This is a genomic window from Neisseria bacilliformis, assembly GCF_014055025.1.
Taxonomy (GTDB): domain Bacteria; phylum Pseudomonadota; class Gammaproteobacteria; order Burkholderiales; family Neisseriaceae; genus Neisseria; species Neisseria bacilliformis.
In genome coordinates this window covers 877,263-890,990 of the sequence record NZ_CP059571.1, presented here as the reverse complement: position 1 = coordinate 890,990, position 13,728 = coordinate 877,263, and the positions used below count along the sequence as shown (strand labels likewise).

Genomic DNA, 13,728 nt, shown 5'->3' with positions numbered 1-13,728 from the left:
ACCGGCTGCCCTTGCAAAAAACAGCCGCATCCGTATAATCCGCCCTCCCGCGCGGATGTGGCGAAATTGGTAGACGCACCAGATTTAGGTTCTGGCGTTGCAAAACGTGGGAGTTCGAGTCTCCCCATCCGTACCAACATCCGAAAACAGCCCCACCGCGCGGGCTGTTTTTTTACATCCAACGCCGTCTAATGCCGTAAACCAAATCCCCGCCCCATAAGGCTTTACGCCAAATCCCCGCCCGCCGTTTCCCCGCCCTGACCGTCTAACGCCGTCTAATCCCGTCTGATTGAACCAACCTAAAAGATACGGTATTTTCTACGGTATCGGCAAAATGCCGTGAAAAAATACCGTAAATACCGCAATGGAAATACCGCAAAATGCCCTTAAACGACCGTCAAATCAGGAACGCCAAGCCCGCCGCCAAGCCCTACAAGCTGGCAGACGGCAGCGGCCTGTATTTGGCCGTTACCCCCGCAGGCGGGAAGTTATGGCGGCTTGATTATGCGATTGACGGGAAGCGCAAAACCCTTTCAATCGGCAAATATCCCGCTGTTTCCCTGTTGGAAGCCCGCCAAGCCGCCGAGATGGCGCGGGCGGACTTGGCAAAGGGCATCGACCCTGCCGCCGCCAAGCAACAGGCCAAAGCGGCGCGGCAGGCGGCCTTGCGCAATACCTTTGAGGCCGTCGCCCGCCGCTGGTATGCCGACAACCTGCACCGCTGGAAGCCGAACCACGCCCCCGCCTGCTGGCCTACATGGAAAAGGACGTTTTCCCCGCCATCGGCGGCGAGCCGATAGACGCAATCAGGGTAAACGACATCAAAGGGATTCTAGGGTCTGTTGACATTCAAACCACCCGCAAAACCGTCGCAGCTAGATAAATATTCGCAGCGAAAGATTCGTCCGTCTTTTCACAACGCATCGCAATCTTTTTAAATTCCTTTATCCGGCAGAAGAAGTTTTCAATCAGATACCGCCATTTGTATTTCTCACGGTCATAATGCCGTTCTGTACTGCGGCCTTTGCGCGGCGGTAGCCGCCGTAATAGCCTGCTTTCTCTGCCATCACCTTCATTTGCGGCTTCCCCACATGTTCGCGCTTTCGGGCGCCGGATTGTTCATCTGGATGCCGCTGGCAATCACCACATCAACCTTGCCCGCCGTGGCCGTGCCCTGCACGGTGAAATAGCCGCGCAGATAGCGTTTGTGCGCCACGGGCAGCGGCAGCACATACTGCGCCCCCGCCGTCAGATCCGCCGCTTTCAGGTTCAAACCCGAGGGCACGTCGGCAAAATCCGCGTTCTCCTTATCGGAGTCTTGCAGGGAAAAGCGCAGCGAAGTCAGGCCGGCGAAAGCCACAGGCACGGTCAGCACCGCATAAAGCGGGATGTGTCCCATGCCGAGGTTCGGCGTTTTCCGGCCGAAGTCGATGGTATTTTCCGTCGCCGCCGAAGCGGTAACCGCCTGGCCGGCGGCCAGTTGCAAAGTAGAATCCAAAATCATCTCGCGCCTCCTTATTTCACGCGTTCTTCGGTAGACAGAAGCTGGTCGCAGATGCGCACCGGAATGCCGTCAAACGCAACCACTTTCTTGCCCGCAACCTCTTCCATCGTCAGCGTCGAGCCGACCACCCTGTTGGCGATTTGGCGGCGCAGAATCGAACGGATTTCGCGGTTGCAGTAGAACACCGCCTTGCCCGCGTTCAGGTTGGGAATCAGCTCCGCCGCCTGCGTCATCAGGTCGATCAAGTCCGCGCCCGCCTTGGCGTCTTTGGTGAGTTTCTTCACGTCCACATTGGCGATGCGCACCACATAACGCCAGTCGCGCACGCTCAAACCCAAGTCCCATTTGTAGTGCGAACGGTAGCCCTGATACCTGCCGTTGTTCTCGTCATTCAGGGTTACTTCGCCCAAGTCCTTGTGCTGCAAGCCCGCCTTCGTGCCTTTCGGGTAGATGCCGTGGCAGGTGTTCGCACCCCATACCACCAACCAAATAGAAGTGTTGTCCGCGCCCGTGCCGCCGCCGTCCACGATGTTGCGGGCGTTTTCGGCGTGCAAATCGGAGAAGCGCGGCGCAAGGCCGTTGAACGCCGCGCCGTTCTGCGCCTGCGAACCGTAAAACAGCGCCCGCGCCATCTCCTGCGCCATCGACTCCAAAAACGGGCGCTCCTCGTTCATGCGCCAAGCGGCGGAATTGCCGTTCAAATCGCACAGCGATTTGTCGGTTTCGGCATACGCTTCCAACGTGCCGATGGCGTCGCTGGAAAGCACGGTCGGTTTGGACGGCTGCACGCCCTGATAGAACATGCGCCAGGTCGCCTCCGGCAAGCCCGAGCGGATGGTGGTTTTGTGCGCGGTCGTGCCGTTGGCCTCGATCATCACCAAATCATCGAGCACCTCGTTGGTCTCGTTGAGCACCTCCACCACCGTCAGCAGCCTGCCGTCTGCGCCGGTACGCGCCATCACGTCGGCCAGCGTCGGATTAATTTGTTTTAAAACTGACATTTAAAGTCCTTTCTTCGTTAGGGATTCATATTGCTTTTGGAAAATATGCTTTGCGCGTCCGCCTGTGCCGCCTTGCCGCCGACAAAAGCGTCCTGCGACAAAGACCTGCCCGCGCGGTAGAACAGACGGATGATTTCCGGATGGTTGCCCAGCCCCGACTGTTCCAAAAGCGTTTTCAACTCCTGCGAAGCCAAAGCATCCACCGCCTTTTTCGCCACCGCCAGATTCTCATCCAGCTTCCCGCCGCCGAACTCCGCGTCCGCGCGGGACTGCCGCGCCCAATCGTTGCGCGCCTCGGCCAGCCTGGCCGCCTGCTGCTGCGCCAGATGCGGCGCGATTTTGTTCAGCACAATGTCCGCCGCCTCCTGCGACAAACCCGCCTCCCGCGCCGCCTCGGCGTACACGCCGATGGTTGCCTCGTCAAATTCCACCCCCTCGGGCGGCTTGAACTCATACTGCTCCGGCACAGCCGGTTTCTCCGGCGGCGGGTTTGCACCGTTTTCAGACGGCCTGTCCTGCTCCGGCACACCGCCCTCTGGCGGGTTTTCAGGCGGCCTGTTCTCCGCCTCCTGCGGCGCACCGCCCAACAGCGTGTCCTGATTGTTTTCAGCACCCGCCGCCTGATTCTCCTGATCCGTTTCGCTCATCATCTGCCTCCATCAACAACAAAAACTCATCGCAGTGTTTCACCGCGTCCAATAAAAACAAACCCTGCGCCCTGCGCCCCTCGTTAAAGGCCGTCTGAAAAGCGTCCGGCGAGAAACTCCCCCGCCACACACCCGCCTCGGCCAGCAGCAGGCGCACAATCCGCCGCCCCCACTCTTCGGCCATCAGCCGCGAAAAATCCGCTTCCCGCTGCCGCAGCTCGCGGCGCATTTCCTCATGGCGTTCTATGTACACCGTCCCCTCCGATAAGTAACCGCATAGCGGCAACGTTTTGGGCAATCCTAACGCCGTCTGAAATTCATAACGGGCAACCCCTGCGCACAAAAAATAGGAAAATTTAACAAAATACTGATTTAAAAAGAAATAAAGTTTTTATCAAGGGTTGCCCGTCATGATTTCCCGCCGCCCTTACCATCGCCGTTTTTCAAACAAGGAAACAGCCATGGCCATCAGCAGCGAAAACCGCAAAACCGACATCTTCACCGGCGACGGCAAGACTACCCGTTACCCTTTCGACTTCCGCGTACGAGAAGGGTTAAATACAGAAAGCCCGCAGAGCTTGCACCCTCTGCGGGCTTTCGCTATGCGGGCAATGCTAAACCAAGCTGCCGTTTATGACGGGTATGTGGTCAAATAGGGACATACCCATCAAAATAAATTCAACAATATGATTTTTATAAAGTTTTATCAATACCCAAAAAAGCCATACGCAACAGATTAAAAATTATATCCATATAAATCAAGTACATTTGATGGGTATGTCCCTATTTGACCACATACCCGTCATAAACCGCCGCCGCCCTTACCATCGCCGTTTTTCAAACAAGGAAACAGCCATGGCCATCAGCAGCGAAAACCGCAAAACCGGCATCTTCACCGGCGACGGCAAGACTACCCGTTACCCTTTCGACTTCCGCATTCTCAAAACCGAACACATCGCGGTCATCACCGACGACGCCATCGGCAACGAACACATTTTGTCCGAAGGCCGCGACTACACCGCTGCCCTCGAAACCGACGGCGGCCATATCGATTTGGCCGCGCCGCTGGCGCAAGGGCGCAGGCTCGTCATTGTCAGCAACCAGCCCTATCTGCAACCGGCCGTCTTCACCAACCACGGCGGCTTCTACCCCGCCAATCTCAACGACGCGCTGGACAAGCTGGTCATCCAAGACCAGCAAATCCGCGAACAGGTCGGCCGCGCCCTCAAAGTTTCCGTCATCAGCAGCGTGAACCTCACGCTGCCCGCGCCCAGTCCGGGCAAGGGTATAGGCTGGAACGCCGACGGCAGCGGCTTGGAAAACAACAACTACCCCGAACAGGCCGCCGCCTCGGCGCAGGCCGCGCAGGCCGCCGTCCGCCGTGCCGAAAACCTTATCGGCAACGCCGCCTTCGAGTTGTCCGGCCAACTGCCGCACACCGTTCCTTCCATCGCCGGGCTGCGCCGCCACGCCAACGGCGGCCGTCCCGTCCTTGTCGCCGCCTATTATGAGCACGGCACGGCGGGCGGCGGTGTTTTCACCGCCGACCCGAACGACCGGACGACGCCCGACGACGGCGGCCTCACCATCGCCGCCGCCGACGGCACGCGCTGGAAACGGCAGTTGTCCGGCGACACCGCCACCCTTGCCGACTTCGGCATTCTGCCCGACACCGGCGAACCCGTCGGCGCGGCGGTCAACGCCGCCATCGCCGCCTGTGCAGGCCGCTGCACCCTCGCCGCCGCAGCGGGCGAGTACCTCACCGAAGAAGAACTCAAACTGCCCTCGCACGCCACCTTCAAGGGCGCGGGCATGGACAAAACCATCATCAAAGCCCACCCGTCGCTACCGGCCATCGCCAACGTTTTCACCAACGCATCCAACAATTACGAGGTGCGCAGCGGCTACGACCGCCACATCACCCTCTGCGATTTGCGCATCGACTGCGCATGGGAAGGCCGCTACCAAATCGGCGATGCCGTCAACAACCAGGCCTGCGGGGTCAAACTCTCCGCCGTGGAACACTGCCGCGTGGAAAACGTCCGCGCCGAAAACGCGCCGCTGCACTGCTTCGATGTTTCCGCCGACCAATACAGTGCCAGCTACACCCCGCTCACCCGCAGCAAAAACGTCGTCATCGAAAACTGCGTCGCCAAAAACCCCTACCGCGACGACTGCTTCACCTGCCACGACAGCGACGGCGTCGTCTTCAACAACTGCACCGCCATCTACGACAGCACCACCCATCCGCTGCCCGCCAAAGGCACGCAGCAGGGTTTTGAAATCGACGAAGGATGCAGCGGCTGCACCGTCAGCAACAGCTATGCGCGGGGCATGACCTGCGGCATCCAAATCAAAGGCCACACCGACACCGTCTCCGCCCGCGCCTCCGTCGCCCGCGACTGTGTTGTCGAAGACGTCGGCGTCGGCATCATGTTTTCCGTCGGCAGGGAAGGGAAGGCCGACGACCGCATTGTCGGCAACAGCGCGGACACCATCCACATCGTCTCCGTCGACCCGGCCAAATACGGCGGCGAGGGCTTGGCCGTGCTTGTGTACGGCGCGGACGGCGTCCACATCGCCAACCTCACCAACGATTCCGACCGCGGCATCAAAATCGAACAAAACGCCGGTATCGTTACCCTGCGCAACATCGGCTTCACCGCCGTCTGCGCCGACACCCTTGTCCTGATCCGCAACAATTCCCCCCGCGCCCAAGTCAGCATCGACAATCTCTACGGCGTGGCGCAGACCAAGCGCATCATTTGGAAGGGCGCGGGCTTGCTCAAAGCGCAAAACATCTTCATCCAAACAAGCAACGAGGGCATCCGCTTCGATGCTTTCGGCAAAGATTCCGTCCTCAATATGGCAGGCGGCCAGAGCGGCAAATACAAATCGGTGGACAAGGCCAACGCCTTCTCCGTATCCGGCAAGGACACCGAAATCGAAGACGGCCGCGTCATCGTCCGCTCCGGCGGCGGCGCGCCCGGCACATTCGCCCTGCCGCAGGGCAGCCTGTGGCACACCTCTAGCCTGAACGTCTATCTCAACAAAGGCACGGCCGCCGCGCCCAACTGGGTGTTGTGGATATAGCAAAAGCCCGCAGCGATGCGGGCTTTTTCTTTGCGGATTTTTCAGACGGCCTATTTCTTGCCGTCATACCCGAACAGCAAGGCCGCCGGATTGTCGGTTTTGCCCTCGTCCAGAGCCTGCGCCCCTTTGAGGGTGCGGCTGATTTGCGCCGAGGGCAGGCCGAAGCCGCTGCCGAGGATGTTGATTGTCGCCGTGGCCAGCCCCTTGTCAAACCCGCCCTGTTGCGCCTGTTGGGCGAATTTGTAGGTGTCGGCAATCGGGCGCAAACCTGCGGGGCCGTTGTAGCCGTAGAACTTCCCGCCCGTAGCAATGTCGCCAAGCTGCACCAGTTCGCGCCCGCCGACGAACATCCCCAGCGTGAAGCTGATTTGTTCCTTGGCCAGCTTTTTCGCCAAATCGTCGTCATCGTCGCCCGGGGTAAGCAGGCTTTTCATCACGGCGTTCAGCGCGGTGGGAATCACCCAAATCAGCATCAGTTCCGCCGCCAGTCTGCCCTTGCCGCGCTGCGTGGCGATGCTCGCCGCGCCCATGTTCAGCGCGGTGTTCATGTAGGCGTAGAACACGGTAAACAGCTTTTGCAGATTGCCGCCGCGTTCCACCGCCGACAAGTCCTTCGTCTGCCCGCCGCCCTGGGTGTCCAGTACGGTTTGGTCGGCAAGCTGCACGGCTTCGGCCTCGCTGCGTCCGGCATCCATCGCCTTCATCATCGCGCCGTGCCAAACGATGGTGTCGGTTACCTGCTGCATGCGCATCATCAGCCAGTAGGCGTAGCGGCGGACAAACGCCTTCACCCCGTTTTGGCCGTTGACCGAGTTGGCCACATCGTTCAACTCCCTGAACCGCGTGCGGCTGCGGTTGGCCATCATCACCGACATTTCGTTCGCGGCGCGGGTGGCGGCTATCGGGTGGGCGGCATAGGTCGTCAGGGCTTTGGCCGTGTTGGCAAAGCCGACGCGGGTGACGGCGGGTATCCAGCCGGTAAGCTGCAGGGCCGCCGAGACGATATTGAAGCCCAAACCGGCCACGCTCACGTTCTGCCGCAGCCTGCCCGCCCAGCCGTCCAGTGCCTGCGCCGCGCCGCTGTTGCCCTGCGCGATGTCGGCAATGGCGCGGGAAAGCTGGCGTTTGGCGTCTGCGCCGTAGTATTGGCGGATTTTGGTGTCCAGCGTGTGCGAGTTCAACAGGCGGTTGGCGTCGGCGATTGCCTCTCGGTGGGTGAGGTCGTGGATGATTTCGTTGAACGCGTCGTAGGCCACGTTGAGGCTCAAACGCAGGGGGCGGCCTTTCACTTCGTTCGCGCGCTGCTTGGTAAACGTGCGCCGTGTGGCCGCCGCCAGCCCTGCCGCTGCGGTTTGCGCTTTGGCGTCGGTGGTCGCTTCGTTTTTCTCCGCCGCGCCGCTGCCTTCGCGGTCGTATTTGGCCGGGTAGTAGCCGCCGCGCAGCTCCACTTCCACGCCGTCGGCGGACATGATTTTGAACGGCCGCGCCGCCACCCACTCGGGTTCCACCCCCGTCATGCGCCGTTCCAGTGCGGCAATCTGCGGGCGGTAGCTTTCCAGCAAATCCCACACGCCCTGCACCACCTGCCATTCCTGTGCCGTGAGGGCGGACGACAGGGCGCGCTGCACGTCTTCCATGCGCCAGCCTTCGCCGTCCAGCAGGCGTTGAATATTGCCCGCGTTGCCCATGTTCAGCGCCACGGCGAAAAGCTGCTCGCGGGTGAGTTCGCCCAAGCCCTGATAATGGGTTTTGCCGCCGATGCGGTTTTTCAGACGGCCTGTGTGTTTCGCCAGCGGTTTCAGCACTTCGTACAGCTTCTCCGACACTTCGGCCTGCATGGCGGCCTCCTTGTCCGCCGCCTGTTTCAGCGGCAGCAGGAAGTGGGTGAAGAACGCGCCGCCGTCTTGGCCGTTGTCGAACATGCGCACGATGGTGGCGGTTTTCAGATGCGCCCAGTAGCCGCCGCGCAACAGTGCCCCGGCCTTCTGCAAACCGGTGGCCGCCTCGCGCCGCTCCTGCGCCTTGCGATGCTGCGCCTTGGCCGAAGCGTCCAGCGTAGCATCCAGCAGGTCGCGCACCGCCTCATAGCTGCGTTTTTCCTGCCCCGAAAGCAGCCGGTTTTTCAGACGGCCTAAATGTTCGAGTTGGCGCACCGTGTCGGCCAAGCCGCGCATTTCCTCCACCGTCATATCACGCCAGCTTTTACGGCTGATGGTGTCCACATATTCCGGGTCGATGCTGTGCTGTATGCCCGCCTCTTCCATCTCGCGCACGAACTGATACGCCGATTTGCGCCGGTCGGTTTCTTTCAGGCTGATTTGGCGCAGTTCCACGTCTTCCAGCAGTGCTTCGATTTGTTCGCGGTATTCGATGTCCACGCCTTTTGCCACGCGGTCGAACTTCGCCAAGTAGCGGCGCGTCTTCTCCATCTCCTCCCGCGCTTTGAGGGTTTCCCTTGCCAGCGCGTTTTGGATCAACTGATTGCGCTTGTGTGCTGCCGCCGCTTCGGTGTCGCCCGCCTTGAAGGCTTTTTCCGACGACTTCGCCGCCGCCGCTTCGGCACGGGTAAACACGCTTGGGCGCAGGTCGCGGGTTTTCATCTGTTCCACGCGTTCTTTCGCCGCCACACGCGCGGCCTGTTTCAGCAGCGATACCGACCCCAGCGACGCTTTCAGGCGGTTGAGTTCGCCCGCAATCAGGCGCGCCCTCATCTCGTTGTGCACTGCCAAATCGGCCGCTTCTTCAAAATCGGCCTGCGTCGGCACTTCGCCTTTTTCCGCCAAGAGGTTCAGGCGGGCGGTGTCTTCGATGGCTTCCTGCGGCGGCAGTGCCTCAACCAGTGCCTGCACCAAATCGAGGCCGTCTGAAAACACCGGCTCGCCGTTCTCGTCCAAAATCAGCCCCGCCGCGATGTCGGGGTGCATGCCGCCCTTTTTCGCGGTCATGCCGCGTTCTTGCAGCACCTGCGCCCAGTCGGCACTCAGGCCGTCAAGGCTCGCTTCGTCCAGGCGCACGGCGTTCAGGGCGTAGGGATTGGCGACCGCTTCGCCTGCCTTCTTCTCTTCGCGCGGCACATAATGGCGGCTGTACCAATCCTGCCCTTTGAGGCCGTCTGAAAAACGCTCTTCCAAATCGCGCACATCGGCCTTGCCGTGGCTGTCCACCGGCAGATAGCCCGCTTCGGCCAGCACTTCCACCATCGCATCGATGCTGCGGCCTTTGGTGCGCCGCAGCACGGGCATGCCGAATACCGGCGTGGGGATTTTGTCTTTCGGGTCGAGACCCCACTCGCGCACTACTTCGTCTTTGTTCAGCCCGCCCAGTTTGGCGATGGCGGTCATCAGGGTGTCGGACGAGGGGTCAAGCGCGGTGCGGTCGGTTTTCGGCTTGTAAGCCAGCAGTTTGGAGAGTACACTGGCTACATCTTCCGACTGCAACTTGCCTGTCGGCAGAACTTCCGCATTGGGTTTCCCGCGCGGCTCGGATACTCCGGTATCGGCGGCGGAATCACCGTCCAATCCGGTAAGAGCCTGATTCGGAAGCCCTCCTGAATACAGCCCTCCACGCGGCTCGGATACCGGAGTATCAGCGGTGGATTCGATTAAAGGGGCTGTTTTCAGGAGGTTTTCTTTTGCAATCACACTGTGCAGATACATTTTCTGCGTATTCATGTCCTTGTGTACCAAAACGGTAACAATGTCCTCCTCGCCCATAATCCGCACAGGTGCGCTGACGAAGAAACTTGTCAGTCGGTCATGATCGGCTTTCGCTACCACTACCCCGTTTTCAATTACAAACGGCACGGCCTCAAATGCGGCGGCCTTAAACGGATTCATGCCGTGCGCCATAGAATCTTTAACCGACTTGCGCGTCAAAGCCACTTCCCCGATTTCGGGGTTTACCGCCTTGCCGCCCGCTTTCTCAAACAAATCAGCCGCCCAATCGCGCAGTTCCTTGTTATCGGTCGGCGCGGTGCGCTTCTCAATCGTGTAAACAGGTTTCCCCTGCAACACTTTGGCCTTGCGTCCGAACTCGCGTTCCGCCTTGCTGTTGCCGTCGATTCTGTCCTCATCCGTCATCTTGGCCGTGAACAACTGCCATGCGCGGTAGACGGGCTGCTTCATGATGCTGCCGCGTGCCGCCATCTCCGCCCGCGCAAAGTCGGCCTTGTATTCCTTTTTCAGACGGCGGATTTCACGGTTGCGGGCGTTGCGGGCAAAGGCCATATCGCGCAGGGCGCGTCTGCCCAGCTCGTCCTCCGCTTCGCGCCGCGCGGCTTCGTCCATTGCCCGCAGTTCCGCGTCCCCGTCCAGCAGCAGCTTCATCCCGTTCACATACCCGGCCTCGGCGATTTGCTCGTCCGAAGCCAACAGGCGGCCGAACACTTCGCGGATGTCGTCGGAAAGTTCCACGTTCAGCCCGGCCAGTGTCCGGTAAATGCGTTTCAGCAGACGCGCCACACGGCTGAACACGCCGCGCAGGGCTTCGCTCGGGGCTTTGCCTTCAAACAGATAGGCTTCCATGCCGCGTGCGAATTTCTCATGATGTTCGCGCTGCCCGTCCAAAGTCATCGCCGCCCATGCGTCGCCGTCTTTCACGCCGAACCAGTCAAGGGTCGTCTGAAAGTCGGCCAGAATCTGCCGCTCGCCCTCGGAAAGTTCCGACGCCGGCATACCGCGCAAATCCCGCTCGATACGGCTCATGGTTTCCAGCTCGAAATGACCGAACTCATGGATAAAGGTGGAAGCGTCGGCGTTTTTCAGCAGCGCAATCGTGTCGGCCATGCGGTCGAACATGCCGCGTGCGTCTTGGTGGAGTAGGGACTGTTCCAACTCGGCCAGTTCCGACAACCGTACTTCACGCAATGCGTCAATCTGTTCCTGCTTGGTCGGCTTTTGCTTTCCTGTTGGAAGCCTTAAATTCAACGGGCTGACCTGCTTGCCTTTTTTGTCGCGGAATATGGCCTGTTTGCCGTTTGGCGAACGCTCGTAAGTAATGCTGTCGTCTTTCTCTATCTTATCCAGTTCTGCCAGCTTTTCTTTTGTATAGGCAACGCGGTTCTTGGTTTGCGTATCAATCGAACGGCTGTTTGCGCGTTTTGTAAACGCCGCTTTCACAGACGGCGGCACATCGAAGCCGTAAGTGTCGGCAAACCATTTCACCGCTTCCGCCCAATCGTCGCCGCTCGAATGATCGGATTTATTACCCGCTTTAATGTCGTAATTGACCTCTGCCGACCCGTCTTTGTAATAGGCGGGCAGTTCATGGTCGGATGCGCGGAATTTCACATAGCGCGGCTCATCCGAATCCATATCGTCAACATAGGCATAGAGATATTGCGACTGCGATTTGTGCGAACCGTCGCGGGTCGTCTGAATGCCCATCTTCTGAAACGCACGTTCCATTTTGTCCAAAGCGTCTTCGTAAACGCTTTGATACAGAATACTGTCCTTGCCAGCCGAGAAAGCCCCGCTGTTGGCCGTGGCGGATTTGATTTGGTTGGGCATTAGCGCAATCAGGGCATCCGTCTCCCGCCCAAAACTGCCCTTGTCGCGTTCTACGAACATACCGTCATAGCCGTTTTGCCGCACATAGTCGTCAAACAGCCGCCTCATCTGTTGTGCCAGATTATCGGAATAGCCGTCCCATTCGTTTAGCAGCTTTGATGCTTCCGAACGGCTGTCAAAGTCATCCAATATCTCCCCGCGCAGGCCGGTATCCTCCACGCCCGCCAACAACGCGTCCAAAAGCGCGTCATCCCTGCTCTCGGCCTCCGCCAACTTGTCGGCAAACGACACATCAACATCGGCAAACTCATCATGCAGTTGCGAAAACCCCGGAACATTCCGCTGCAAAAACGCAAGGATTTCCACCCTGTCACCAAATGCCAGAGGGTTTCTGATATTGGCAAACAGCGGCATCTGAATATTGCCCAGACCGATTTTCTCCCCGCTCGATTTGGTGAAAATCCCCGTCGGCGTTTCAAAATCGTTTTTCTGATGCCCGCCCCTTCCGGTATCGAACACAGTAAACTGATTGTCCGTCTCGTGATACACCACCAGCGGCTCGCCCGTTTTCGGATTGACGACTTTTGAAGCGTTGGCCGCGTCGTTTTCCCAATCGCCGAACCATTCTTTGAATGCAGGCGTGCGCACCTGTACCCACTGGCGGTAGTCCAGCTCGGTTCTGCCTTCGGCCTTGGCCGCCTCATAGGCTTCGCGCCCGCCGTATGCCGCTTCCGTTTCCTCAAACTGCGCCTGCTCGGCGGTCATGTCTTGAAAGAGGGGGGCGACGGTAGTATCATTGCCGTCATGTGGAATACGCCCCCTTCCGTTTTGGGCGTTAGGGTACAGGGACATGGCGTGATTCAATACGTCTTGGGCATTGGCCGATTGGGGATACTTCCACATACTCACAGCTTTCAAATCTTTCTTTCTCACGCTGCTTTCTGCGACATAAACCACCAACCCGTCATCAAACCGCTTGGCAAAAATCACACGCTTATTGTGCGTGCCGTCAATATCTGCCACACGAATATCGTCATAATTGCCGACAACTTCAGGAATACGCGCAATATCGCCGTCTGAAATGGCAATCTGCCCGCGCGACTGTTCCGATTTCGCATCGCCATGATTCTTGCGGATATGGTTAACGGCGTTTTTATCCACAGACACCGAAGAATACCCGGCCAGCGCAGGCACATCATGCGCCAGCTTTCCTTGCGGCATATCCCAAAATACCGCCTGCGCGTCGCTTGTGCCGTTCCATAACGCAGCCGCTTCCGCTCCGTCCGCAACATGCACCCAGCCTTTGGGCGGCGCGGAAGCCAACGCCTGCGAAAACACCCCGTCCTGCGTCAAACTCTCGCCCACCACATTCAGCCGCCCATACCGCCCCATAAACTCGTCGGGGGTCATATTCAGACGGCCTGCGTAGCTTTGGATGTGCGATGCCCACACGGAAGCCGCGTCATCGGCGTTCTGCGCGTTCATCCTGCCCGTGGCAGCCAGTTCCTGTTTGAACCGCGCTTTGAGGCCGTCGAACTCCTGCTGCCGCGCCAGACGCGCTTCCGCGTCCGCGTGGGCGCGTTTGGCCGTTTCCTCAAACTCTGCCGCCGCTTCCGTCTCTTCCCACGCCGCCGCCTCCGCCGCCGAGAAGGCATCCGGCGACATGCGCGCGATGTTGGCCAGATGGTGCTGCGCCTCCTGCGGCAGGAAGGCGTGGAAGTCGCCGCGCGTCATCTCCACCATCCCGCCCGCGGCCGCCGCCTCCTCGATTTGCGGCGCAAGGTGCGGCATCGCCCGGGCGACCGTTTCGGCCAGCCCCGACTGCATCAGGGTTTGAGCGTCAAAAAACAGTTTGTTGTTTTCTTCGCCGTAGCTTTCGTTGACAAAATCGGCCTGCAAATCGGGGGCGCGCTGTTTGACAAAAGGCCGTCTGAAAACCCGTTTTACAGGTTTTCAGACGGCCTTGCTGTATGACG

8 protein-coding genes, 1 tRNA gene and 1 pseudogene are annotated in these 13,728 nt (G+C 59.5%); 4 read left to right on the top strand and 6 right to left on the bottom strand.

The genetic code is table 11. The features are described from left to right. The first annotated feature begins 51 nt into the window (after positions 1-51). Positions 52-136: transfer RNA gene (locus tag H3L91_RS04535), tRNA-Leu, on the top strand. 244 nt (positions 137-380) lie between these two features. Continuing rightward, on the top strand, positions 381-800 hold the full coding sequence (locus tag H3L91_RS04530) for an Arm DNA-binding domain-containing protein (RefSeq protein WP_007342367.1): 420 nt from the start codon (positions 381-383) through the stop codon (positions 798-800). A 49-nt stretch (positions 801-849) separates the two neighbouring features. Here H3L91_RS04530 and H3L91_RS12605 read toward each other — a convergent pair. From H3L91_RS12605 to H3L91_RS04495, 5 genes and pseudogenes are all read right to left on the bottom strand, one after another. Then, a pseudogene (locus tag H3L91_RS12605) lies at positions 850-999 on the bottom strand (IS5/IS1182 family transposase); the annotation flags it as partial. A gap of 73 nt (positions 1,000-1,072) precedes the next feature. After that, positions 1,073-1,504 carry a Bbp16 family capsid cement protein gene (locus H3L91_RS04520; RefSeq protein ID WP_007342365.1) on the bottom strand — a complete coding sequence of 144 codons (432 nt, stop codon included), beginning with the start codon at positions 1,502-1,504 and terminating at the stop codon, positions 1,073-1,075. Positions 1,505-1,515: 11 nt separating this feature from the next. Then, positions 1,516-2,505 carry a major capsid protein gene (locus tag H3L91_RS12300; RefSeq protein ID WP_007342364.1) on the bottom strand — a complete coding sequence of 330 codons (990 nt, stop codon included), beginning with the start codon at positions 2,503-2,505 and terminating at the stop codon, positions 1,516-1,518. 17 nt (positions 2,506-2,522) lie between these two features. Beyond that, positions 2,523-3,152 (bottom strand): hypothetical protein, encoded by a 630-nt coding sequence (locus H3L91_RS04500; RefSeq protein ID WP_007342363.1) that lies wholly within the window; start codon positions 3,150-3,152, stop codon positions 2,523-2,525. After that, positions 3,112-3,405 carry a Bbp19 family protein gene (locus H3L91_RS04495; protein WP_154647192.1) on the bottom strand — a complete coding sequence of 98 codons (294 nt, stop codon included), beginning with the start codon at positions 3,403-3,405 and terminating at the stop codon, positions 3,112-3,114. Before H3L91_RS04495 ends, H3L91_RS04500 begins: the two co-directional genes overlap by 41 nt. Before the next feature lie 208 nt (positions 3,406-3,613). On the opposite strand from H3L91_RS04495, the gene H3L91_RS04490 reads away from it, so the two are divergent. Beyond that, positions 3,614-3,808 (top strand): hypothetical protein, encoded by a 195-nt coding sequence (locus H3L91_RS04490; RefSeq protein ID WP_007342361.1) that lies wholly within the window; start codon positions 3,614-3,616, stop codon positions 3,806-3,808. A gap of 199 nt (positions 3,809-4,007) precedes the next feature. Continuing rightward, positions 4,008-6,245, top strand: a complete 2,238-nt coding sequence (locus tag H3L91_RS04485) for a putative phage tail protein (RefSeq protein ID WP_007342360.1) — start codon at positions 4,008-4,010, stop codon at positions 6,243-6,245. 50 nt (positions 6,246-6,295) lie between these two features. On the opposite strand, the gene H3L91_RS04480 is transcribed toward H3L91_RS04485, so the two are convergent. Then, the gene (locus H3L91_RS04480) at positions 6,296-13,651 is read right to left on the bottom strand and encodes a PBECR3 domain-containing polyvalent protein (protein ID WP_007342359.1); all 7,356 of its coding nucleotides are present in this window, start codon (positions 13,649-13,651) and stop codon (positions 6,296-6,298) included. Positions 13,652-13,728 lie beyond the last annotated feature (77 nt).

Coding starts and splice junctions, on each gene's coding strand:
- H3L91_RS04530 (WP_007342367.1), top strand. CDS start 381: ATGCCCTTAAACGACCGTCAAATCAGGAACGCCAAGCCCGCCGCCAAG.
- H3L91_RS04520 (WP_007342365.1), bottom strand. CDS start 1,504: ATGATTTTGGATTCTACTTTGCAACTGGCCGCCGGCCAGGCGGTTACC.
- H3L91_RS12300 (WP_007342364.1), bottom strand. CDS start 2,505: ATGTCAGTTTTAAAACAAATTAATCCGACGCTGGCCGACGTGATGGCG.
- H3L91_RS04500 (WP_007342363.1), bottom strand. CDS start 3,152: ATGAGCGAAACGGATCAGGAGAATCAGGCGGCGGGTGCTGAAAACAAT.
- H3L91_RS04490 (WP_007342361.1), top strand. CDS start 3,614: ATGGCCATCAGCAGCGAAAACCGCAAAACCGACATCTTCACCGGCGAC.
- H3L91_RS04485 (WP_007342360.1), top strand. CDS start 4,008: ATGGCCATCAGCAGCGAAAACCGCAAAACCGGCATCTTCACCGGCGAC.